21 protein-coding genes are annotated in these 22,969 nt (G+C 68.1%); 6 read left to right on the forward strand and 15 right to left on the reverse strand.

Annotated features, from left to right (window positions below):
* Positions 1 to 23: 23 nt before the first annotated feature.
* The 3 genes from AC1DGD_RS16240 to AC1DGD_RS16250 all read left to right on the forward strand — a co-directional run bounded on the left by AC1DGD_RS16240 (position 24) and on the right by AC1DGD_RS16250 (position 2,465).
* The gene (locus AC1DGD_RS16240) at positions 24 to 1,352 is read left to right on the forward strand and encodes a nicotinate phosphoribosyltransferase (protein WP_476857509.1); all 1,329 of its coding nucleotides are present in this window, start codon (positions 24 to 26) and stop codon (positions 1,350 to 1,352) included.
* On the forward strand, positions 1,353 to 2,042 hold the full coding sequence (locus tag AC1DGD_RS16245) for an isochorismatase family protein (RefSeq protein ID WP_476857510.1): 690 nt from the start codon (positions 1,353 to 1,355) through the stop codon (positions 2,040 to 2,042).
* Between the two features lie 75 nt (positions 2,043 to 2,117).
* The gene (locus AC1DGD_RS16250; RefSeq protein ID WP_223915998.1) at positions 2,118 to 2,465 is read left to right on the forward strand and encodes a hypothetical protein; all 348 of its coding nucleotides are present in this window, start codon (positions 2,118 to 2,120) and stop codon (positions 2,463 to 2,465) included.
* Between the two features lie 141 nt (positions 2,466 to 2,606).
* Here the strand turns inward: AC1DGD_RS16250 and AC1DGD_RS16255 are convergent, their stop codons facing one another.
* The 8 genes from AC1DGD_RS16255 to AC1DGD_RS16290 form a co-directional block, all read right to left on the reverse strand.
* Positions 2,607 to 4,394 carry a DEAD/DEAH box helicase gene (locus tag AC1DGD_RS16255; protein ID WP_079554437.1) on the reverse strand — a complete coding sequence of 596 codons (1,788 nt, stop codon included), beginning with the start codon at positions 4,392 to 4,394 and terminating at the stop codon, positions 2,607 to 2,609.
* 213 nt (positions 4,395 to 4,607) lie between these two features.
* Positions 4,608 to 4,925 (reverse strand): DUF3039 domain-containing protein, encoded by a 318-nt coding sequence (locus AC1DGD_RS16260; RefSeq protein WP_370122952.1) that lies wholly within the window; start codon positions 4,923 to 4,925, stop codon positions 4,608 to 4,610.
* A 60-nt stretch (positions 4,926 to 4,985) separates the two neighbouring features.
* A complete protein-coding gene (gene nagB, locus AC1DGD_RS16265) occupies positions 4,986 to 5,768 on the reverse strand; it encodes a glucosamine-6-phosphate deaminase (protein ID WP_230008509.1) in 783 nt (260 codons plus the stop codon).
* A 59-nt stretch (positions 5,769 to 5,827) separates the two neighbouring features.
* Positions 5,828 to 7,399 (reverse strand): transporter, encoded by a 1,572-nt coding sequence (locus AC1DGD_RS16270; protein WP_230008508.1) that lies wholly within the window; start codon positions 7,397 to 7,399, stop codon positions 5,828 to 5,830.
* Entirely contained in the window at positions 7,381 to 8,211 is an 831-nt protein-coding gene (locus AC1DGD_RS16275; RefSeq protein WP_476857511.1) for an ABC transporter ATP-binding protein, read from the reverse strand. The genes AC1DGD_RS16270 and AC1DGD_RS16275 overlap by 19 nt, the downstream gene beginning before the upstream one ends.
* A 119-nt stretch (positions 8,212 to 8,330) precedes the next feature.
* Positions 8,331 to 9,431: an NADH:flavin oxidoreductase/NADH oxidase gene (locus AC1DGD_RS16280; RefSeq protein WP_230008676.1), complete on the reverse strand. Its 1,101-nt coding sequence runs from the start codon at positions 9,429 to 9,431 to the stop codon at positions 8,331 to 8,333.
* Positions 9,431 to 10,468 (reverse strand): co-chaperone YbbN, encoded by a 1,038-nt coding sequence (locus AC1DGD_RS16285; RefSeq protein ID WP_476848855.1) that lies wholly within the window; start codon positions 10,466 to 10,468, stop codon positions 9,431 to 9,433. The genes AC1DGD_RS16280 and AC1DGD_RS16285 overlap by 1 nt, the downstream gene beginning before the upstream one ends.
* A gap of 56 nt (positions 10,469 to 10,524) precedes the next feature.
* A complete protein-coding gene (locus AC1DGD_RS16290; protein ID WP_476857512.1) occupies positions 10,525 to 12,432 on the reverse strand; it encodes a hypothetical protein in 1,908 nt (635 codons plus the stop codon).
* Positions 12,433 to 12,625: 193 nt separating this feature from the next.
* Between AC1DGD_RS16290 and AC1DGD_RS16295 the strand changes: the two genes are divergently transcribed.
* Complete coding sequence (locus AC1DGD_RS16295) at positions 12,626 to 13,942, forward strand: AI-2E family transporter (RefSeq protein ID WP_374706739.1); 1,317 nt, start codon at positions 12,626 to 12,628, stop codon at positions 13,940 to 13,942.
* A gap of 108 nt (positions 13,943 to 14,050) precedes the next feature.
* Here AC1DGD_RS16295 and AC1DGD_RS16300 read toward each other — a convergent pair whose 3' ends face one another.
* Positions 14,051 to 14,860 (reverse strand): alpha/beta hydrolase, encoded by an 810-nt coding sequence (locus AC1DGD_RS16300; protein ID WP_476857513.1) that lies wholly within the window; start codon positions 14,858 to 14,860, stop codon positions 14,051 to 14,053.
* 10 nt (positions 14,861 to 14,870) lie between these two features.
* Positions 14,871 to 15,242: an ATP/GTP-binding protein gene (locus AC1DGD_RS16305; protein ID WP_476848852.1), complete on the reverse strand. Its 372-nt coding sequence runs from the start codon at positions 15,240 to 15,242 to the stop codon at positions 14,871 to 14,873.
* Between the two features lie 81 nt (positions 15,243 to 15,323).
* On the opposite strand from AC1DGD_RS16305, the gene nucS reads away from it, so the two are divergent.
* Both nucS and AC1DGD_RS16315 read left to right on the forward strand, forming a co-directional pair.
* The gene (gene nucS, locus AC1DGD_RS16310; RefSeq protein WP_026266819.1) at positions 15,324 to 16,019 is read left to right on the forward strand and encodes an endonuclease NucS; all 696 of its coding nucleotides are present in this window, start codon (positions 15,324 to 15,326) and stop codon (positions 16,017 to 16,019) included.
* 289 nt (positions 16,020 to 16,308) lie between these two features.
* On the forward strand, positions 16,309 to 16,512 hold the full coding sequence (locus tag AC1DGD_RS16315; protein ID WP_011692441.1) for a cold-shock protein: 204 nt from the start codon (positions 16,309 to 16,311) through the stop codon (positions 16,510 to 16,512).
* Positions 16,513 to 16,692: 180 nt separating this feature from the next.
* Here AC1DGD_RS16315 and AC1DGD_RS16320 read toward each other — a convergent pair whose 3' ends face one another.
* From AC1DGD_RS16320 to atpD, 5 genes are read right to left on the reverse strand one after another with little or no spacing between them, the layout of a single operon-like run.
* Positions 16,693 to 19,311 (reverse strand): bifunctional lysylphosphatidylglycerol flippase/synthetase MprF, encoded by a 2,619-nt coding sequence (locus AC1DGD_RS16320; RefSeq protein ID WP_476857514.1) that lies wholly within the window; start codon positions 19,309 to 19,311, stop codon positions 16,693 to 16,695.
* The gene (locus tag AC1DGD_RS16325; protein WP_476857515.1) at positions 19,308 to 20,717 is read right to left on the reverse strand and encodes an alpha/beta hydrolase; all 1,410 of its coding nucleotides are present in this window, start codon (positions 20,715 to 20,717) and stop codon (positions 19,308 to 19,310) included. Before AC1DGD_RS16325 ends, AC1DGD_RS16320 begins: the two co-directional genes overlap by 4 nt.
* A 5-nt stretch (positions 20,718 to 20,722) precedes the next feature.
* Positions 20,723 to 21,154 (reverse strand): DUF2550 domain-containing protein, encoded by a 432-nt coding sequence (locus AC1DGD_RS16330; RefSeq protein ID WP_223916017.1) that lies wholly within the window; start codon positions 21,152 to 21,154, stop codon positions 20,723 to 20,725.
* 10 nt (positions 21,155 to 21,164) lie between these two features.
* The gene (locus AC1DGD_RS16335; RefSeq protein WP_018775711.1) at positions 21,165 to 21,449 is read right to left on the reverse strand and encodes a F0F1 ATP synthase subunit epsilon; all 285 of its coding nucleotides are present in this window, start codon (positions 21,447 to 21,449) and stop codon (positions 21,165 to 21,167) included.
* A 1-nt stretch (position 21,450) separates the two neighbouring features.
* Entirely contained in the window at positions 21,451 to 22,905 is a 1,455-nt protein-coding gene (gene atpD, locus AC1DGD_RS16340; RefSeq protein ID WP_018775710.1) for a F0F1 ATP synthase subunit beta, read from the reverse strand.
* Positions 22,906 to 22,969: the final 64 nt, after the last annotated feature.

Below are 22,969 nucleotides of genomic sequence, written 5' to 3' on the forward strand. Positions count from 1 at the left end.
GGGATGCACACTAGAGTGAATTTGTGAGTACCTCCGCTGGCTGGGACCGTCCCCGCACGTCCCTGTACACAGACCACTACGAGCTGACCATGCTGCAGGGCGCCCTGCAGTCCGGCGCGGCGCACCGCAAATCGGTCTTCGAGGCGTTCGCCCGGCGGCTCCCGGACGGGCGCCGCTACGGCATCGTGGCGGGCACCGGCCGCCTGCTGGAGGGGATCGCGAACTTCCGCTTCGGCGAGCCGGAACTGGACTACCTGCACCGGACCAAGGTGGTCAACGACCAGACACTGGAGTACCTGGCCGGCTACAGCTTTTCCGGCGACATCTGGGGCTATCCGGAGGGTGAGGCGTACTTCCCGAACTCCCCCGTGCTGATCGTTGAGTCCACGTTCGCCGAGGCCTGCATCCTGGAGACCTACCTGCTCTCCGTGCTCAACCACGACTGCGCCATCGCCTCTGCCGCCTCCCGGATGATCTCCGCGGCCGGGACCCGCCCGTGCATCGAAATGGGATCGCGCCGGACGCACGAGGAATCGGCGGTCGCCGCTGCCCGGGCCGCTGTCATTGCCGGGTTCGACAGCACCTCGAACCTGGAGGCCGGATTGCGCTACGGGCTGAAGACGGTGGGCACGGCCGCCCATTCCTTCACGCTCCTCCATGACACCGAGCGGGAGGCCTTCGAGGCCCAGATTGCCGCCTTTGGGCCGGACACCTCCCTGCTGGTGGACACGTACGACGTCGAAACGGCCGTCCGCACCGCCGTCGATCTCGCCGGGGACAAGCTGGGCGCTGTCCGGCTGGACTCGGGCGACCTCGTGGCCCAGGCCCAGTGGGTGCGCCGGCTGCTCGACGAGCTCGGCAACGACCACACCAAGATCGTGGTGACCTCAGACCTCGACGAATTCGCCATCGCGGCGCTGGCGTCCGCGCCGGTGGACTCCTACGGCGTGGGCACCTCGCTCGTGACCGGGTCCGGGGCCCCGACGGCGAGCATGGTCTACAAGCTCGTCAGCCGCACCGACGACGCCGGCGATTTCATCTCCGTCGCCAAGGCCGCCAAGAACAAGGCCAGCAAGGGCGGCCGGAAGTACGCGCTGCGCAAGCTCAACGAGCGCGGGACCGCCACGGCCGAAATCGTCGGCGTCGGCCATCACCCGGAGGACGACGGCAACGACCGTCCGCTGCTGCAGCAGTTCGTCAAGAACGGCGAGCTCCTCCCCGGGTGGACGGGCCCGGAGGGGGTCCAGCGCGCGCGCCGGCGCCACGCGGAAACCATGCGGGAGCTTCCCGCGGTGGTCAACCGGCTCCAGCGCGGCGAGGCGGCCATCCCCACCATCTACGAGGAGGACTGAATGTCCCGCGCCCTGATCATCGTTGACGTCCAAAACGATTTCTGTGAGGGAGGTGCCCTGGCCGTCCCCGGCGGGGCAAGCCTGGCCGGGGAAATCAGCGAGTACGTTGACGCCCACCACGGCCAGTTTGACCACGTCGTGGCCACCCAGGACTGGCACATCGATCCGGGTGAGCACTTCTCGGAGAAACCCGATCTCGTGGACAGCTGGCCGCGGCACTGCGTGGCGGGCACCCGCGGGGCCGAACTGCATCCCGATCTTGATCCCGAACACATCCAGGCGTACTTCCGCAAGGGCCAGTTCGCCGCGGCGTACTCCGGCTTCGAAGGGCTGCTGGCCCCCGAGGACGAAATCCCCACCGGTGACCGCCAGCCCGGCGCCATGCCCGTTACCGGCTCCGGAGACTCCGGAGACTCCGAAGACTCCGACAACACAGTGAGTTCCTTCGCCGGCAGTGATTTCGCCGCTGGCGAGGACGCGATCGGACTGGACGACTGGCTGCAGAGCCACGACGTCGAGGACATTGTGGTGGTGGGCATCGCCACGGACTACTGCGTCAAAGCGACCGCCCTGGATGCCGTCCAGGCCGGCTACTCCGTCACGGTGCTGCGCGGCCTGACGGTCGGCATTGCCGAAGACCTGGACGATGCCGTGGCCGAGATGGAGCTCGGCGGCGTCGATGTCCTCTGAGCCAGTAGACTCGAAATCCTTGCCCCATCGCCAGTCTTGCCATATTGACAGACCCGTAGAACCCCGGAGTACACCATGAAGAAGACCCTGACCGTCCTGATTGCCGCCGGAGCGCTGCTCGGCGCGGCCGGCTGCTCTGCCACGCCGCAGCTGACCAACGAGGAAACCTGCGCCCGGGTCAAGACCGTGGTCTCCGCCCAGTCGGCCACATCGGACAAGACCGGCATGACCCGGGTCGCCAACCAGCTGCGGCCCATCAAGGCGGCGGCATCCGAGGACCTGCGGGCCCCGCTGCAGACCATCATCGAATACTTCGACGAGTCGGCCAAGCCCTCCCCGGACACCGCCAAGCTCGAGGACATGAAGGCCGACTACACCGCGGCAGGCCAGACCTACGGCCAGGTCTGCGGCGCCGGCCAGTAGCCGAAGCAAAGTTCACAGCAGAGTAAACAGCAGAGGGACCAGTTCACAGTGAACTGGTCCCTCTGCTGTTGCCCGGCGCCTATTGGCCTGAGCCCATAACCCCGTGCCCATGACACTGAGCCCATAACCGCCTGCGCGGGGCTACTTCCGGCCGATGAACCAGTCCTGGAGCTTGCGCAGACGGGTCTGCAGCTGTTCCTCGTTGGCCTGGGCTACGGCCGGGCCGCCGCAGACGGTCCGGAGCTTGGTGTGGATGACGCCGTGCGGGGTCCCGGTGCGGGCCGACCAGGCCGCGACGTTTTTGGCCAGCTCGGTGCGCAGGTCCATGAGCATCCGGTGGTCCGGCACGGCCGGGGCCGCAGCCGCGGCTGCCTCAGTCTGCGGGGAGCGCCTGTTCTTCCGGTTCAGCTGCTCGTGCTGGCGCTGGCGCAACAGCGTGCCGACCTGTTCAGCGTCCAGCAGTCCCGGGATCCCGAGGAAGTCGAGCTCGTCCTCCGAGCCCACCTCGCCGCCGGTGCCGAATTCGCCGCCGTCGAAGAGCACCCGGTCAAAGGACGCCTGGGAGTCGAGGGCCTCGAACTTGCCCTTCATCAGGGAATCGGAGGCCTTCTCCTCGCGGTTCGCCTCGTCCATGAGCGAATCCTCGGGATTGAAGAGGCCGTCGCTGTCTTCCTTCTCCGGGCGGTCCAGGGCGTGGTCGCGCTCGGCCTCCATCGAGTTGGCCAGGGCCATCAGCTGCGGCACCGAGGGCAGGAAGACCGACGCCGTCTCGCCGCGCTTGCGGGCACGCACGAAGCGCCCCACGGCCTGGGCGAAGAACAGCGGGGTGGAGGTCGAGGTGGCGTAGACGCCGACGGACAGCCGCGGAACGTCCACGCCTTCGGAGACCATCCGGACGGCCACCATCCAGCGCTTCTCGCTGGCGGTGAATTCCTCGATCTTGCTGGAGGCCTTGGCGTCGTCGGAGAGGATGACGGTGGGCGATTCGCCCGTGATCTTCTTCAGCTGGCCGGCATACGCGCGGGCGTCCTCGTGGTCGGTGGCAATGACCAGGCCACCGGCATCCGGTACGCTGCGCCGGACCTCGCTGAGACGTTTGTCCGCGCCGGCCAGGACGGCGGGGATCCATTCGCCGGCCGGGTTCAGCGCGGTGCGCCAGGCCTGGGATGTGATGTCCTTCGTGACGGCCGACTCCCCGAGCGAGGCGGCCATCTCGTCCCCCGCGCTGGTGCGCCAGCGCATTTGGCCGGAGTACGCCATGAACATCACCGGGCGGACCACGTGGTCGCGCAGGGCCTTGCCGTAGCCGTAGGTGTAGTCGGCCTTGGAGCGCCGGATCCCGTCCCGGTCCTCGGCATACTCCACGAACGGGATGGGCGAGGTGTCCGAGCGGAACGGGGTGCCCGTCAGGGAGAGCCGCCGGGCCGCCGGGTCGAACGCCTCACGGAGGCCGTCACCCCAGGACAGGGCCTCGCCGCCATGGTGGATTTCGTCCAGGATCACCAGCGTGCGGGCGGCTTCGGTCTTGGCCCGGTGCAGCATGGGCTTGCTGGCCACCTGGGCATAGGTCACGGCGACGCCGATGAACCCGCGGCCGTGCTGGCCGTCGGCATTCTTGAAGTTCGGGTCGATCGCGATGCCCACCCGGGCAGCGGCGTCGGCCCACTGGCGCTTAAGGTGGTCGGTGGGCGCCACGATGGTCACGCGGTTGACCACCCCGGAATCGATGAGCATGGACGCCACGCGCAGGGCGAAGGTGGTCTTACCCGCGCCGGGGGTTGCGACGGCGAGGAAATCCTTGGGGTGGGTGCTGAAGTAGCTGTCGAGCGCCTCCTGCTGCCAGGCGCGCAGCTTGGGGGCGGTGCCCCAGGCGGCCCGCTCGGGATAGGCGGGGGGAAGCGTGGGTCCGCCGAAAAGTGTCTCCGTCATTAAGGCGCCCTCCATCCGCGCATGGCTGCAGCCGACGGAGAAACCCAATTAAGCACAAAAACACCAATCTTTTTGGATGGACCGTAAGGCAGTACCCGGACAGCATGGACCGGCAATCAGGAAAGCAAAAAATCAGGGGCGCGACGCCGCGCCGCCATAGGGAAGCACCGTCCGAAGACGGCTAACGGAACCTGTTGGTTCCGTTGATTGCCCTTACTTGTCGCCGGAGCCCTTGCCGCCGTCGTTTCCGGGGCGCAGGCCCTCGTAGACTTCCTTGCATTCGGGGCAGACGGGGAACTTCTGCGGATCCCGGCCCGGAGTCCAGACCTTGCCGCAGAGCGCGATCACCGGTTCACCGGTCAGCGCGGATTCCATGATCTTTTCCTTGCGCACGTAGTGCGAGAAGCGCTCCCGGTCACCGGGCTCAACTTCCTGGCGCAGTTCCTCGCGCTCGATCGTGGCCGTTGACGTCCCGGCTCCGGAGAGCTCGCGCATCGGATCGTTTTCGAGAGGATCGGTCATGCTAGTCATGACACCCATCTTAGCCGTTGGAAGGGCGCTGCCGGACCTGCGGGGTGCCGGCGGCGGGGCCTAGAGGCCCTGCCAGGCGGGTTTGTGGTCGTAGCTGTGGCGGTAGTAATCCGCCAGCCGCAGCGACGACGCCGCCGCCTCGTCCAGGAGGATGGTGGCGTGCGGGTGCAACTGCAGCACGGAGGCCGCACAGATGGCGGCGACGGGGCCCTCCGCGAGGTCCCGGACGGCCTGGGCTTTTTGCGCACCGGTGGCGATCAGGATCACGTGGCGGGCATCCAGGATGGTGCCCAGGCCTTGGGTCAGGACGTGGTGCGGCACGTCGGCCAGGCTGCCGAAAAACCGTGCGTTGTCCCGGCGTGTCTGCTCGATCAGGGTCTTGATCCGCGTCCGGGACGCCAGCGACGAGCCCGGTTCGTTGAACCCGATGTGGCCGTCCGTTCCGACGCCGAGGAGCTGGAGGTCCACTCCCCCGGCGTCGCGGATGGCGTCTTCATAGGCCCGGCAGGCCGCGGGGATGTCCGCCGCCGCGCCGTCGGGCACGTGGACGTTGGCCGGACTGATGTTCACCCGTGCGGTGAATTCGCGGGCGATCACCTCGCGGTAGGACTCCGGGTGGCCGGCCGGCAGCCCCACGTACTCGTCCAGGGCGAAGGCGCGGACCCGGCTGAAATCCAGTCCGGCGCGCTCGTGCCGCGCCGCCAGTTCGACATACACCGGCAGGGGCGTGGAACCGGTCGCCAGGCCCAGGACGGCGTCGGGCTTGCGGCGGAGAAGGGCTTCCACCGCATCCGCGGCAAGCGACGCGATCCGTTTGCTGCCGGGAAGGATGACAACTTCCATGATCCTGCCTTTACTGGCCTACGTGGTGTCCGAGTCTGCGCACTCCCAGCATGCACCCGTCAGCGGTTGACGGCCAGTTGTGCCAGCAGCTCCGGCGCCCGCCGGTCCAGCCATGCTCCGCCGGTCCGGACACCGACGGCGAAGAGCGTGAGACCGAGCACGGGTCCGAGGGCCAGCGTGATCCAGCCCGGCATGGAGCTGCCGGTGATGAACTGCGCGGCCACGAGCGCCGCCTCGGGCGCCACGAGGACCAGCAGCACGGCCATGCCGCCGAACTGCACGGCGAGGGTCTGGGCCACGTTGCCCGGCGGCTTCTTGAACGGGCTGTCCCCCGGGAGCGGGACGCTCACGGTGTAGCGCGCCGAGATCACCGAGGCCAGGCCCAGGCCGGTGAAGAGGACGCCGAGGCTGAGGCCCAGGACCGCGGGCAGCTTGTCCCAGTCGCCGGTGAAGAAGAACGGCCCGACACTGAAGAGGACCGCCACCGGCAGCGCGAAGCTCAGGCACGCCAGCGCACGGCCGAGCCGGTCGTCGGCGCCGCGCACCCCGGTTGCCACGTGCAGGGCGAAGGCGGTGCTGTCATAGGAAACATCCGTGGAGATCGACCACGCCAGGAGGAAGGCCGTCAGCGGCCCGACGAACTGGAACGGGCCGTAAAACCCGCTCTGGCTGCCCTGGAAGAGGAACAGCACCGGCAGGAGCGGAACGACCACGAGCGCGCCGGCGTAGCGGGGATCGCGCAGCCAGTAGTACAGGGACCTCGCGGCGACGGCGGCGGCCGGTGTCGCCGGGAGCAGTCCGAACAGGCCCGTGCCGCCGGTCCGCCGCTTGGATGTCCCGGCGTAGGGCGGGGTCACCAGGGCGCGCTGCAGCAGGAGTTTCCACGCCAGGGCCAGGCCCGCCAGGGTGGCCGCGGCGATGAGGAATTTCACGGCCGCGGCCGCGTAGCTGCCGGCAGCCAGCTCGCCGCCGAGCGAGAAGGCCGCCCCGGCCGGCGTCCAGGACAGGGCCCGGGCCAGGCCGGTCAGGAAATCGCCGGAACCGGCGATTCCCCTCGCGATGCCCGCCACAATGGGCCCCGTGAGCACGAGCGGGATGAGGAAGGCGACGGAGCTGATGTCCTTGAAGCGCCGGGAGCTTGCCAGTCCGGCCGTGGCCGTGGTCACGACCTTGGAGAGAACGATGCAGCTCAGCACGCCCAGCACGGCACCGACGAGGGCGCCGGCTGCGGCCGGCAGGCTGCGGGACCAGGTGCCCACCGTGGCGAGCGCAACGAGTGAGGTTGCGAGACCCGGTATGCCGATCAGGCCGCCGAGCGCCAGCCCGGCCAGCAGCTTCGGCATGGGGACGGCAAAGGTGGTGAACCGGGCAGGGTCCAGCGTCATGTCCGCGGCGGAGACAGCGACGGGAATGATGGCCCAGCCCAGCAGCGCCGTGGCGCCGCCCAGGACCACCACGGTCTGGGCGAGTTCAATCTCCACCCCGCGCAGGACGAACAGCCCGGCAACGCAAACAGCCACGATTCCCAGGGCATACAGGGCGCCGATCCCGAGGCCCACCAGCTGCCACGGGCTGCGCCGGACGCTGTTGCGCAGCAGGGTCAGCTTGAGCCTCAGAAGGTGCGCAACCATTCCAGCCCTTCCGTGTGGTTCCGGCCGCCCACGAGCTGCACGAAGCGGTCCTCGAGGCTGGCGCCGGCGCGGACTTCCTCCACCGTCCCGGCGGCGAGGACCCGGCCGCCCGCGACGACTGCGACGTGGTCGCACATGCGCTGGACCAGGTCCATGACGTGGCTGGAGACGATGACCGTTCCGCCCGAGGAAACGTAGCGGTCCAGGATGTCGCGGATGTTCGCCGCGGAGATCGGGTCCACCGATTCGAACGGCTCGTCGAGGACCAGCAGCCGCGGGGCGTGGATCAGCGCCGAGGCCAGCGCGATCTTCTTGGTCATGCCGGCGGAGTAGTCCACCACCAGCGTGCCGGCGTCATTGGCCAGGTCCAGGGCAGCGAGCAGTTCCGCCACCCGGGACGCCACCATCTCCCGGTCCATCCCGCGCAGCAGGCCGGCATAGGTGACCAGCTGCTCGCCGCTGAGGCGGTCGAACAGCCGGACGCCGTCGGGCAGGATCCCCATCAGCTTCTTGGCCTCCAGCGGATGCTGCCAGACGTCGACGCCGTGGACCAGCGCGGTGCCGAAGTCCGGGCGCAGCAAGCCGGTCGCCATCGACAGGGTGGTGGTCTTACCGGCGCCGTTGGGCCCGACCACCCCGTAGAAGGACCCGGCCGGAACGTCCAGGCTGATGCCATCGACGGCGATTTTGTCGCCGAAGCGCTTGGCGAGGCCAAGCAGGGACAAGGCAGGCACCTGCAGGACAGCCGCCGGCGGCGAAGACGGACCGGGCGGGGCTGGCTGTCCCTGCTGGCCAGGGGGTTGGAATGTCATGACGCCAGACTAACCGCCGGACGGCGCGAAAAGGATAGTCCGCAAGGCGTACGTTTTCACTCGCGGGAACCGCGCAGCTGTTTCTGGAATGAATGCCGGTTCTGGAATGGATGCCGGTTCTAGAACGAATGCCGGGGCATGGCGCGCTCGTACTGCGGCGGCCACGCCAGGTCATGGCCGAGCTCAAACGCGGCCCGCAGCCACCAGTGCGGATCCCGCAGGGCGGCACGGGCGATGAACACGCCGTCCGCCTGGCCGGTGGCCACCGCGTGTTCGGCCTGCCCGGCGGACGTCAGGAGTCCCACCGTGCCGGTCCTGACCCCGGTTTCGCGCCGGATCCGTGCGGAGAACCCGGTCTGGTAGCCCGGGCCTACGGGAATCTGCTGGTGGGCCACGGCCCCGCCGCTGGAAACGTCCACCAGGTCCACCCCGCGCTCGGCGGCGGCAGCAGCCATCCGGACCGAGGCGTCGGCCTCGATCCCGCCCGGCGCCCAGTCCGAGGCCGAGATCCGCAGCAGCAGGGGCATGGAGTCCGGGATGACGGCGCGGACGGCGTCCACCACGGCAAGCGTCAATCGGTTCCGGCCCGCCTCGTCCCCGCCCCAGCGGTCCGTGCGGTCGTTGACCAGCGGGCTTTGGAACTGGTGCAGCAGGTAGCCGTGCGCGCCATGGATTTCGATCGTGTCGAACCCGGCATCGACGGCCCGCACGGCGGACGCGGCGAAATCGGCGATCACGCCGTCGATCTGCGCTTCCGTCATGGCCGACGGCGGCGCGTAGCCGTCGAATGCGCCGGTGCCAGGACCCACGGTGTCCCAGCCGCCCTCGGACGCCGGCACGCTGCCCACCTTGCCGGAGAACGGCCAGTAGGAGGACGCTTTCCGGCCGGCGTGCGCCAGCTGGGTGCCGATCTTGGTCTCCGCGGTGCCGTGGCGGTGCACGAAGGCGGTGATGCGTTCCCAGGCCGCGGCCTGGTCGTCGTTGTAGAGTCCGGCGTCGCGGGGGCTGATCCTGCCCGCGGCGTTGACGGCGTTGGCCTCGGTGAGGACCAGGGCCGCTCCCCCGGTGGCAAAGGAGCCCAGATGCATCAGGTGCCAGTCTGTGGGCACGCCCTCGCCCGTTTCGGGGTCGCAGCTGTACTGGCACATCGGGGACACCCAGCCACGGTGCTGCAGCCGCAGTGACCTTAGATCCAGCGGCGCAAAGAGTGCCGATCCCACTAGAACAGCACCCGGGCCAGCCCCTGGCGGGCCTTGGCGACGCGCTCGTCGCCGGTGCCGACGACGTCGAAGAGTTCAAGCAGCCGGACCCGGGCGGTCTCCCGTTCCGGGCCGAAGTTGCGGCCAATGAACGTCACGATCCGGCCAAGGCCGTCCTCGATGTGGCCGCCGGCGATATCCAGGTCCGCAACCCCGAGCTGGGCCTCGAGGTTGTCCGGTTCGTCGGCCGCGAGCCGGCGCAGGGCATCTGCCTCGGGCCCGGAGAGGGCCTGCAGGCGATCCATCAGTTCCACCTGCGCCAGGCCGGCCTTGGCCTCCGCGTCGGCGGGCATCTCGTTCAGGGCCTGCCGGTAGGCGGCGGCCGCGGCCGCGTAGTCGCCGGCCTCGATCGCATCGAACGCCGCCTGGTGCAGCGGCGGCAGCGGCGGCGCCTCCGGTTCCGCGCCAACCGGGCCGCCGGCGCCGATCCGTCCGGTCACGCCGTTGGTGGCCGCGACCTTGAGAAGTTCATCGAACAGGCTGCGTACCTGCTGTTCGTCCGCGCCTCCCTGGAAGAGCGGCACGGGCTGGCCTTTGACCACCGCGACGGCGGTCGGCACGGCCTGCACCTGGAAAGCCTGGGCAAGTTCCGGGAACACATCGATGTCCGCGGCCCCGAGGACCAGCCGGCCGTCGTAGCTCTCGACGATGCCTTCGAGGACGTCCACCAGCTGGCCGGAGCCTGGCGAATAGGAGGCCCAGAGGGCGATCACCACAGGCACCTGGGCCGAGAGGTCCACGAGCTCCTGGAAGTTGCCCTCGGTCACATCCACGCGCAACGGCCGGCCTGCGTGGTCGGCCGGGCCGGATGCCGGGGCCGCCGGGGCACCGGCAGAACCGGCGGAGCCCGCCGGGCCCGGGGCTGCGGCGCCGGGACGGGCAGGTCCCGGAGAACTCGGTGCCGGCCGCTGTTTCAGGGCGGAGAGATCGACGGCGCCGCGCAGGTTCAGCGGGCTGGCGGCAACTGGCGGGACCGGGCGGGAAGCTGGCGTAGTCATAGCTCCACTCTAGCCATTGAAGTCCCGCCCGGCGCCACCATGCCCGCCGGCGAAGGCTACTTGAAGGACGCCCCGACCAGGCCGCGGGTGGCGGCCACGAGCTTCATCGGGTCCGTGGAACCGGCCGGCGGAACATAGACAGCCACGGACTCTGCGAAGTCCAGCACCATGCCGGTGCTGGTCTCCTTGCCGCCGGCCAGGGCGGCCGCGTCGTCGCCGATGGTGAGCTTGTCCCCGTCAGCCTTCGGAGTGCCGTCGAACGAGAAGTTCAGCCGTCCCAGGACCAAGGCCCCGCCGTCAGCGGTTCGGAACACGACAGTGTTGTCCGCGGCCGCCTTGTGCGTGAAGGCGAAGGTGCCGTTGACGCCAGATTTGACGACGTCGGCCTGGTAGGCGAGGGTGTCCGCGATGTACGGGGAGGACTGGCCTTCGACGAGCTTGTCCTTGAAGGTGGAGTCGGCCTTGGTCAGGCGGTCACCGAGCCCGGCGAGGGCTTCGTCGCCGCTGTACGCGAGCCCGGTCTTGTCCGCGGGCGCCAGCGTCTCCGTACCGGCCCGGCCGATCCCCGGGAAGGTGGCACCCGGCTGCAGCGGGGTGCTGCTGACCAGCTTGTAGTTATCCCGCGGGGAGTCCTGGGTCAGGGTCAGCAGCTGCGGGACGACGTTGCCCTCGCCCTGCGTCACGGCCATGACCGAGCGCGGCCAGCTGCGCTTGTTGGTGACCACCGTGGTCAGCAGCTTGGTGGAGCGGACAGGCATGCGGGCTTCGTAGGAACCGACCTGCGAGCGGATCTTGTAGTTCTGTGTGCGCACCTGGAGTTCGGACTTGGCCACCCGCGGCGCCAGCTTGGCGGCGTCCTTGGCAGCGTCTCCTGCATCGACGGCACCGGCAACCTGTTCCAGGACGCGGCGGAACTGCGCGTCCAGCAGCACCGGCGCATCGCCGGTCTGGCCCTCACTGCCCGGGGTCGCGGCGTCTGAGGCCGGGGCACCGGAGGCGGGAGCACTGGAGGCCGGAGCACTGGGCGGCGGCGCGGGCGTCTGGCTGGCCTGGGCGGCCACTGACGTTCCGGCGACGGCGGCGGCGGCGGTCAGCACTGCCACCACGATGCCGGAACGGCGCACCGTGCCGGAGCCCTTCTTCTGGCCGGCCGCTGCTTTCTCCGGCGCTGTTTTTTCAGGGCCTGTTTTCTCCGGCGTGGCCGGCTGCGGTGCAGTTTCGGGTGCGGAGGTGCCGGGTGCGGCAGGATCCTGGGTGCTTTCCGTCGAGCCGTTGTCCCCGCGGCGTGCCGCTGCCTTGGCCTGCGCGCGGCGGGCGAACGTGCTGCCGCCGCCGGTGCCGCCCCCGGTGCGGTTGCCTGACTTCGGCTTGAGGACCAGCAGCGCCCCGCCGGCGATGATCAGCAGGCCGCCGAGCACCATGAGCGGAATGGCCCAGGGCGTGGAGGTGTCGTTCGGGAAAGTCATCGTGATGGAGCCCGGGGCGGTCTTGGTGCCGTCCGCGGCGAGGAGCAGCGACCAGTCGCCGTCGGCCGGCGCGTTCCACGAGTAGTCCATTTCGCCGGTGGCGTTCTCGGTGGTGACCCAAAGATCCGATCCGGCGGGCGACGGCGCGGTAGCTTCGCCGTCGGTATGCGTCAGCTGCAGCGCCTTGCCGTCCTCGGAGACGCCGGCGACGGTGTTGTGGGCCGTCTTACCCACCCAGGCGTCGACGTCGTCCGGGCGTCCCGCGGCCAGCAGGAAGGCCCCTTCACCCTTGACCGTGATCTTCACGGTCCCGGAGTGCAGAGTCTTCAGCTTCTGGTCGAAGACGGTCAGCGGCGCGGCGGTGCCGGTCGGAGCGGTGGCCGTAATCGTCTCCGGGGGAGCCCAGAACGTCTTCTGGCCAATCCCGGCCAGGAGTGTCAGGAGGCCAAGCAGCACCAGGGCGACTGCAGTCTTGAAACGCAAAATACTACCTATCATCAGCGGACAGTTAGCTTCAATAGTAACCATTTTGTTACCCGCGAGTCAGATCGGGGACCCGGACGGCCCCCGGCGGCGGTGCCCGCGGGGGCGTTCTTCCCCTCTGGTGACAAGCCTGCTGATAGTGTTTGCGGTGATCATCACACCAGTGCCGCCAGTGTGGCGCAGCAAGGAATTAAGGGCATTTAACGCAGTGACTGAACATACGGATTCGTCCTCCGCCGGACCAGAAGAAGCGCAGGAATCCGACAGCCAGGAACCCGGCCCCGAACAACCCGTTTCCAGTCCCCGGCCTACAACCTCCCGGCCCCGGATTGCCGCGGCAAATGTCCTTCTGTCCGCGGCCCGGCGCCTGCGCCAGCCCCTGCCCGGAGCCCAGCCGAGAATCCGCTTCGAGATGCCCCCGGAGCATGAGGCCGGGGACGCGGAGACGTCCGCGGCCGATGCCCGCTTCGGCAGTCCCGGTCCGCGCATGTCGGCCCAGCACCCCTTGTACATGGGCTTTATGGGCACGGTCGGCGTCGGCTTCGCCCTCCTGGTCTACTGGATCGGATCAAATACGACGCAGCTGCTTTTGTGGATCATCACGGCGCTCTTCATCACCCTCGGCCTGGACCCGGTAGTGCGGTGGCTCGAACACCGGAATGTCCCCCGCGCCGCCGGCATCCTCCTGTCCGTGTCCACCCTGGCACTGGGCGTCGCCGCATTTTTCGCCACCCTGATCCCCACGATCGTGCAGCAGGTGACGCAGATCGTGCAGCAGGCGCCCAAGTGGGTCCAGGACTTCATTGACTCGGACTTCTTCCGGAGCATTGACAGCCAGTTCGGCATCCGGGACCGCATCAGCCAGGAGCTGGAGAAGTTCGTCAACAACCCGGACGCCATGGGCGGCATCTTCGGCGGCGTTGTGGGCTTCGGCTCCACCGTGGCAAACGGGATCTTCGGTGCCCTGATCGTGCTGGTCCTGAGCCTGTACTTCCTCGGCGCCCTCCCTGCGATGAAGAAATGGGGCTACCGGCTCGCGCCGCGCTCGCGGCGGGCCCGGGTAGAAGCCCTGTCCGAGGAAATCACCGGTTCGGTGGGCAACTACGTGATCGGCCAGGCCGCCGTGGCAGTGCTGAACGCGACGTTCGCGTTCATTGTGATGTCGATCATCGGAGTGCCTTTTGCAACGCTGCTGGCGTTCGTGGTGGCCCTGCTGGCCTTCATCCCCCTCGTGGGCGGCATGATTGCCGGGTGCCTGGTGACGCTCGTTGCCCTAACCGCCGGCTGGCAGACCGCGCTCGTCTTCGCTATCTGCTATTTCGCGTACCTCCAGTTCGAGGCCTACTTCATCTCTCCGCGGATCATGCAGAAGGCCGTGGCGGTGCCGGGCGCCGTCGCCGTCATCTCTGTGATCGCGGGCGGCAGCCTCCTGGGCGTCCTCGGAGCCTTGATCGCCATTCCCACTGCGGCGGCCATCATGCTGCTGGTCAAGGAAATCCTCATCGCGCGCCAGGACAGCCGCTGACGGGGCTCCCCTGTCGGGTTTTCGCACTGAGACAGGACAGCCGCACCGTGGTCCACGGTGCGGCTGTCCTGTTTCAATGCGATTTTCTCTTTTTGCGCCGTTGGCGGCTCAGGCGTGTGCCGTGGCGACCGGTCCGTCCCATTCCTGCGGCAGCACCGTTTCGGCACCGCCTGTGGCGCCGCCGGGGATGACCTCGTCCACGATTTCGTTGAGAACCCGCCCGGCGTACTTCTCCCCCACCCACAGGTGTTTGGCGCCGTCGACCCCCACCACCTGCGCCTGCGGCACCAGCGCGAACCTCGCGGCCGCAGCCGCCGGCTGCAGGTAGTCGTCGTGCTCGGGGACCAGGACCTTCAGCGGCTTGCCGGCCTCGGCCCATTCCTTCAGGTGCACGTCTGTGGCCCGGTGCAGCGGGGGCGAGAGCAGCACAGCCCCCTCGATTTCCGAGGCGACGGGCTCGGCGGCGCCGTACATCAGGGCCAGCTCGGTGCCGAAGGACCAGCCGACCAGCCACCGGTTCGGCAGGCCGCGGTCCACGGCGAACTGCACCGCGGCCTCGACGTCGAGACGCTCGCCTACGCCTTCCTCGAAGGCTCCCCCGCTGGTTCCCCGCGGCGATGAGGTGCCGCGTGTGTTGAAGCGCAGGACGGCGATTCCCGCGAGGGCGGGCAGCCGGTAGGAGGCCTTGCGGTAGACGTGCGAATCCATGAAGCCGCCGTGCGTCGGCAGCGGGTGCAGCGTGATGAGTGTTGCCTTGATTCCGCCGGTTTCCGGGACGGCGAGCTCGCCCACCAGCCGGTGCCCGTCCGACGTGCGGAGTTCGACGTTCTCGCGGCGGGCCGGCAGGACCGTGGAGGCACGGATGACAGTGGGAGCAGAGGGCTGGGTGAAGACGTACGACGCGGGATCAAAGCTCATGCTGACCAGCTTAGCGATACCGGTAGCTCCGCGAAGTCCAGCAGTTGCTGTGCCAGTGGCGCCGCTCGGCGAGACCCGCGGCGGCGCCAAAGAGGTGGTCCTCGGACCAGACCACCAGGTGGGCGATTCCCGGCAGCACGGCGGTGGAGCAGCCAGGGCAGATGTAGGTCTTCTCGGCGCGGCCCGCGGTGATGGGGCGGACCATCCATTCGCCGTCCGGTGCGCTCTCCCGGCGGGCGAAACCCGAGCGGGCGCGCTCCAGGTCAAGTTCCGGCGCCGGGCCGTGCTTGGCTCCGGCGGCTTTGCTCTTTCCGGGCACTGTGCCCTTGCCGGAGCCTGTCTTCGCAGAACCGGCGCGGCGGGGTCGGTTGGAACGGGGCATGCCTCCATTCTGCCCCAGTCCGGCTGCCGCTCATTGCCGCCCCGCCAAGCCGCCGCCCGCGCAGGCGGTAGAGTTGACCGGGTGCGTTTAGTCATAGCCCGCTGCTCCGTTGATTACGTCGGCCGCCTCAAAGCCCACCTGCCGCTGGCCACCAGGCTGTTGCTGGTCAAGGCCGACGGTTCGGTCCTGGTCCATTCCGACGGCGGGTCCTACAAGCCGCTGAACTGGATGAGCCCTCCTGCGTCCCTGCGGGTCTCCACACCGGATGAGGTCGACGTCGAGGTCGGCGTCGTCGAACAGTGGACGGTCCAGTCGGCCAAGACCGATGACCGGCTCATCATCAACATCCACGAGCAGCTGCACGATACCTCCCACGAACTGGGCCAGGACCCCGGCCTGATCAAGGACGGCGTCGAGGCGGACCTCCAGCGGCTCCTGGCCGCCCAGATCGAACTGCTGGGCACCGGGTTCTCGCTGATCCGCCGGGAGTACTTCACCGCGATCGGCCCCGTGGACATCCTGGCCCGGGACGCGGACGGCGCCACCGTGGCCATTGAGCTCAAGCGCCGGGGCGACATCGACGGCGTCGAGCAGCTCACCCGGTACCTGGAACTGCTGAACCGGGACCCGCTGCTGGCCCCGGTCCGGGGAATCTTCGCAGCCCAGCAGATCAAGCCGCAGGCCAAGGTCCTCGCCAAGGACCGCGGAATCGACTGCGTGACCCTGGACTACGACGCCATGCGCGGCGTTGACGACAGCGAATCCCGGCTCTTCTAAGCACCCCGCGGCAGGCTTTCCGTGGCGGCGATTCGCGTTAAGACGTTCTTTGCACAATTTTTATGCAATTCTTCCGTTCGCCCGTTGACCTGACGCAAGTGTCATGAAATTCTTATACGAGTCTTTGTGTAGGTGTTTTTTCATGCTCGCAAGACATGTTGCGAGCGTGAAGCTCCTGCCGCCACGGTCCGTGAATCCGGTTCCGTTGCCAAAGGTTCTTCTCGCAGAGTGACCAAGTCCGGTGCGAAGTGCGCCGGATTTATTCAAGATCCACAATGAGGAGAAACAAATGGCTCAGGGAACCGTCAAGTGGTTCAACGCAGAAAAGGGCTTCGGCTTCATCACCCCGGATGACTCCGATGGCGATGTCTTCGTTCACTACTCCGAGATCCAGACCGGTGGCTTCAAGACCCTCGACGAGAACCAGCGTGTTCAGTTCGAGATCGGCCAGGGCGCCAAGGGCCCCCAGGCCACCGGCGTAACGCTGGTCTAGTCTGCCGCCGGGAAGTGCTTTAGGGCATTTCCGGCACCAGGAATGATCCCCGGCATTTGTGCCGGGGATCATTTTTTTGTGCATTCTTGGGCGCGGCGTTTCAGCTTGTCCGCATTGACCCGGATGCATTCTTCAGCCGAATTCCGCACTAACCCCGGGCACTAACCCGCCGGGCCCTGCCTAACGCACCAAAGTGCGCAGCAGGCGGGCACTTTGCCGGACGGACAACCCTGGAAGGTACGCGCGGCTCAGGGCCCGGCCCATCGCCGGCAATTGCAACGGATCCTGGTAGTAGAGGTACAGCGTGCGGTAGTCCGGTTTGAAACGCGACTTGAAGGTTGCCAGCGAGCGGAAGCCGTAGACGGGTTCCAGGGCCCTGCCCACCACGTCCAGGATCCCGGCCAGCCCCTCCGGCCCGGCGTCGCTGCCGCCTGAGTCGCTGCCGGAGTCGCCTCCGGAGTCGCCGCCGCCGGCACTGTCTCCGTCACGGTCCTTCGCCAGCGGCGAGCCGGACAGGGAGATCACCTCAACCGTGCGCTTGAGCTCCAGCACGGCGGAAGCAATGAGGAACTCCATGACACCGGGGAACGCGTCGCCGCGCCGGCGCATGAAGTCCAGGGTCCAGCTCACGAGCTGTCCGTCCGCGTACACCGGCAGCCAGCTCGTAACGCCCTGCACGCGTCCGGAGGCGTCCACCGCCAGGCAGCACAGCACCTCGTCGTCGTCGAGCTCGTCGATGCTGCCGAGCGTGAAGCCCATCTCCGGCACGTGCTTTTGCGCCGCCCACTCTTCGGAGACCTCGCTGAGCTGGGTCCGCAGAGGGGCCGGGAATTCGCTGTAGCGCCCCCATACGGCCTGGACACCGGTCTTCGCGGCACGGTTCAGGGCGGTGCGGACGTTTTGCCATTCCTTGCCCTTGAACTCGAGTTCGCGCACGGCGAGCCTGGTTTCCTGGGCCACGGCCACGCGGCGGAATCCGCGGGCCCGGAGCATAGGCCAGAGGCCGGCGGTGCAGGAGTAGAAACACGGGATCAGGGCGTGTTCGGCGCAGTAGCGCATGAAACCCGCCGCGGTCTCCTCGTGGAGGGCGGCGGATCCGAACGGGCCCGCCAGCGTCAGGGCCACGTTGCCGTGCTGCTGATAGGCCACGCCGCCGCGCCGGTCCGGCGTAAACCAGTATTTGTTCGGTTCCCAGAGCGCCATCCAGGACAGTGAGTCCCCGCCTTGGCGGATCAGGTCACGGGCCGTGTCCCGGTCCCCGGAGCCGACGTCGGTGCTGTGTCCGGTACCGTGCAGCCGCCGCCGCAGCACCAGCCAGACCGCCGCCAGGGCCACCCCCCAGAAGATGATGCCGGCATAGGCGAACAGAAATGACTCGACGGCGTTGCGGTTCTGGAACAACCTGCTGTAGGCGCCCGGAATGGGCAGCGGCAGGTACTGCCGGGCGAGCTCCGCCGCGAGGCCCAGCACTCCCCCGTCGCGGTCCATCCCGCCGGCGGCGAGCCAGGCCACCGAATAGGCCCCGGCGAGCACCAGCCACGTGCCCCCGACCACGATGCCCAGGATCCGCCTGGCCCGCGGAGCAGTCTCGACCCGGAACTGCCGGCGGTTAAGCCAGAGCAGCACAACGAGCAGCAACGGGACGGCCACGAGCGGAAGGACGCGGACGAAGCCGGAGCCCATCACGGCCGTGTGCGGCTGGCTGGCGTAGTGCGGAATCCGGGCGAACAGGGCCAGGTACACGGCGGCCAGGGCTGTCACGCCAAGCTGGACGATGATCGCGATCCGCAGGGCCAGGCGGCGGCCCTGCCGCATGCCGTCCGCACAGATCAACAGCAGGACCACCGGGACAACCGCCAGCGCAAGGCCCAGCGGACCGGCGAGTCCGGCGCGGCCGGCCTCCAGGCAGCTGACGTCCACCGTCCCGCCGCAGTTTTCCTCCAGCTGGCCCAGCGTGGGCAGCGGGTTCAGCACGACGTCGCGCAACAGGGCCAGGGGCCCGGTGGGGCTGCTGACGGCGGCCGTGAGGATCGGCCCCACCGCGAAGATCGCGACCGTGAGGGCCAGCAGGTTGCGGGTCTCGCGTCCGGTTGAACGGTGCCGGTGCAGGGTCCCCCGGTCGCCCTGGATCCACCAGCCCGCGGCCAGGCCGGCAAGGGCACCGGCGAGCCCAACCACTGTCTCCGGATGCCCGACGTAGAGCACCAGCAGCAGGGACGCGGACAGGCCGGCGGTCCGCAGCCTGCGTTGCCACAGCGTGGGCAGCAGGCCGCTGGCGGCCAGGGCCACGGCCAGGACGGCGGCGTAGGGGCCAATCAGCCGGGCGTTGACCATGAGCCCCAGCCAGCCGTCGCCGATATACCGGGCCAGCTGGGTAACCAGCAGGAACACCGTCACAGCAGCGAACTGGCCTACAAAGAAGAATACGGCCGTCCGCAGGGTCCCCAGATGCCGTTCAGCGAGACCCAGAAGCAGGAGGATCATCAGTGATGCGGCCAGGTAGGCCAGCAGGTTGGTGGCGAAGAACAGCGAGGTGAACAAGGACCACCAATGCCCCGCTTTCAGCCCCGAAGCGTTGACGGACGCTATAGGCAACAGGGCGTCGGGCGGGCCCGACAGGAAGCTGCCCGTCACGGCCCCGACACCGAGGAAGGCCGCGAGGACCGCCAGCGTGAAGGGTACGGCACGGAAGTGCGCCAGCGTCCGGCGCAAGCTCTGGCGCCAGACACCCTGCAACGGCGGGATCTCCGGCCCTGGGCCCGCCGCGGTCCGGTTACTCCCGGTCTTGGCCTGGCTCATGGCGCGATCCCCCAGCGTCGGGCCAGGAAGTCCAGGCCGCCGGGAAGGCCGCCGGATGCCACGTCCCAGGAGTGCCCAGCGTTGGCGATCCGGTGTGTTTCAACGCTGAACCCGGCACGGCGTGCCGCCTCGGAGAGCACGTCCATGTAGCCGGTGAACTGCGGATCGCGGTCTCCGGCGGCGAAATACACGCCGTGGCCGTCGAAGCGGTGTTCCGCCATGACGCGCAGCGGGGTCAGCTGGTCGAAGGCCGCGGCGTCGGCGCCGAAGGAGGCCTCAATGGTCTTGGCCCGCACCTTCGCGAGGGCCGGCTCCTCCTCGCTGGAGAAGGCCAGCGCCGCGCTGTAGACGCCGGGATGCCTCGTGACCATCTGCATGGCGCACGTGCCGCCGAAGGAGAAACCGCCCGCGGCCCACCGGCGGGGATCCGGGTCAACGTCGAGCGTGCGCTTGATCCAGTCCGGAACGTCCCGCGCCAGGAAGGTGTCCGCCTGGGCAATCCGGCTGTCCATGCACAGCGTGTTTCCCGACGCCGAGCCGTTGGGATCGACCACCACCGTTACGGGCGCCACCCCGGCGTGCTCCGCGGCGAACCGGTCGAGCCGGCTCCGGAGTGCGCCGCCGGTCAGCCAGTCGGCAGGACCGCCCGGCTGGCCGGAAAAGAGGACCAGCACCGGCAGCGCAGGCCGGGGGGAACCCAGGTAGGCCGGAGGGAGATAGACGTAGGCGTCCCGGCTCTGGAAGCCGGAGACGGTGCCCGGGATGACCGCCTTGCGGATGACGCCGTCGGGAAGGTGGTCCGGCGCCTGCCAGTGGGTGAGCCCGGTGGCGGCAGGGGCGCCGGCGGCGCGCGTCAGGCCGGCCTCGAGCGGCTGGATCCGGGCGACGGCCGCTCCGGTGAGGTCGCCGACAGTGTGGTTCAGGCCGAAGTAGATGTTGATCTGGACGGCGGACAGCGCGAGGACGGCCAGGAAGGCGGCCGTGGCTGCTGCGCTTGAACGCCAGCGATGGCTACGGCCCGGATTAGTGCCGGTCGGATTAGTGCCGGTCGGATTAGTGCCGGTCCGTCCGCGGCCCCAAAGTCCAAGCAGGCGCATGAGCCACAGCAGCAGGGCGAGGACGCCGGCAACGGACCAGGCCAGGGTCTCCCACGGCAGTTCGGCAGGGAAGACGGTGACGGCGTAGAGCAGGAACCAGTGCACGGCCGCGACGAGCGCCGCGGCGAGCAGGGTCATGGCAGCCGCGACGGCCACGGCCGCGCCGGGAGCGCGGCGGCCCGTGCGCCGGAAACCCGTGTGCCGGAGGGCAACGTGCGTCAGGAGGTAGGCCAGGCCCGCCGCGGCGGCTGCCCACACGATCCACACCACCGGGCCGTCGACCAGGCTAAGGCCATCGAGGTAGTCCACCGGGGCTAGCGCCAGGTGCCGACGCCGATGACGGGTCCGGCCTCAAGCCAGGATGACAACCCTGTGTAGGCATCGAATCGCATGGCCAGGAGGACCTGCTGGCCCTCGTAGCGGAGCTCCACGATGACGGCGTCGGGCTGGACCTTGAGGAGCTCGGATTCGGTCGGCTTGCGCCGGCCAAGCAGCTCCAGCGAACTGCGCCGGAAGGTGTGCTTGGGGCGGACGCTGAGTGAGACCAGGCGGAACCATTCGAGGTCGTTGTCCTGATAACGACAAACCCCCATCTGCCAGCTGTTTCCAGCCGTGCAGATGGAGGCGTCCACCGTGCCCAGGGCGCGCCGCAGATTGAAGCGGCGCACCCCCGAAAGGCACAGTGCAAATACCAGCAACCCAAACGCAGTTGCCAGGACGATGAACGGCAAACCAATATCGTTCATCAAGGTCGTGCTAGCGGATCCCCGCAGTAGCCGCTTCGCCCATTTGGGCGTTGTCAGCAACAATGACCACCCTGTTGTTGTCGACAGAGAAGAATCCCCCGTCAACAACTACAGCGATGCGGTCACCGGATACCGGCTCGATTGCCAGCTCACCTTCGGCCAGAATCGCCAGCAGGGGCGAGTGGCCGGGCAGGATTCCGATTTCACCATCGCTGGTGCGGGCCTTGACCATCTTGGCCGCTCCGGACCACACAAAGTGGTCCGCTGCGACAATCTCAACCTCAAGCTCAGCCATATTACTTGGTCTGTTCCTGGATCTTGGCCCACTGGCGCTCGACGTCGTCCAGGCCACCGACGTTGAAGAACGCCTGCTCTGCAACGTGGTCAAGGTCGCCGTCGCAGATAGCGGTGAAGCCTTCCACAGTGTCCTTGATGGACACGGTGGAGCCCTCGACGCCGGTGAACTGCTTGGCGGTGTAGGTGTTCTGCGAGAGGAACTGCTGGATGCGGCGTGCACGGGACACGACGATCTTGTCTTCTTCAGAGAGTTCGTCAACGCCGAGGATGGCGATGATGTCCTGAAGTTCCTTGTTCTTCTGCAGGATCTGCTTGACGCGGACGGCCGTGTTGTAGTGGTCGTGGCCGATGTACTGCGGATCCAGGATCCGGGAGGTCGACGTCAGCGGGTCAACGGCCGGGTACAGACCACGGGAAGCGATTTCACGGGAAAGTTCCGTGGTCGCGTCGAGGTGTGCGAAGGTCGTGGCCGGAGCCGGGTCGGTGTAGTCATCTGCGGGAACGTAGATGGCCTGCATCGAGGTGATGGAGTGGCCCTTGGTGGACGTGATGCGCTCCTGGAGGAGGCCCATCTCGTCAGCCAGGTTGGGCTGGTAGCCCACGGCCGACGGCATGCGGCCGAGGAGGGTGGAAACCTCGGAGCCTGCCTGGGTGAAGCGGAAGATGTTGTCGATGAAGAGCAGCACGTCCTGGTTCTGCACATCGCGGAAGTACTCCGCCATGGTCAGGGCGGACAGTGCAACGCGCAGGCGCGTTCCCGGCGGCTCGTCCATCTGGCCGAACACAAGGGCGGTGTCCTTGAGGACGCCGGCCTCTTCCATTTCGACCCAGAGGTCGTTACCTTCACGGGTACGCTCGCCGACACCGGCGAACACCGAGGTGCCGCCGAAGTTGCGGGCAACACGGGTGATCATTTCCTGGATCAGCACGGTCTTGCCGACGCCGGCACCACCGAACAGGCCGATCTTGCCACCCTTGATGTACGGGGTGAGGAGGTCGATCACCTTGATGCCGGTTTCCAGCATCTCGGTGGAGCCTTCCAGGGTCGCGAAGGCCGGAGCCTTGCGGTGGATAGGCCAGCGTTCGCTGATCTGGAGTTCGGACTCGGCAACGTCGAGGGGCTGGCCCAGCACGTTGAAGATGTGGCCTTTGACGCCGTCGCCCACGGGCACGGAGATCGGGGCACCGGTGTCCACCACGTTGGTACCGCGGACAAGTCCGTCGGTGGCCTGGAGGGAGATGGCACGGATCAGGTTGTCACCCAGGTGCAGGGCAACCTCGAACGTGATGGTTCGGGTCTCACCGTTGAGAGTGATCTCGGTGGTGAGTGCGTTGTAAATCGAGGGGATTGCGTCAGCCGGGAATTCGACGTCGACAACCGGGCCAATAACACGTGCAATACGACCGGTAGCACCGGACGTTGCGGCTACGTGATCGGTAGCAGTGGCAGTCATCTCTCTCACTTCACTCAGTAGATGGCGTGGGGTTAAGTTTATCTTTTGGTGCAGGTACAGCTGG

The sequence above is a fragment of the Arthrobacter sp. 05T45 genome (genome assembly GCF_056395875.1).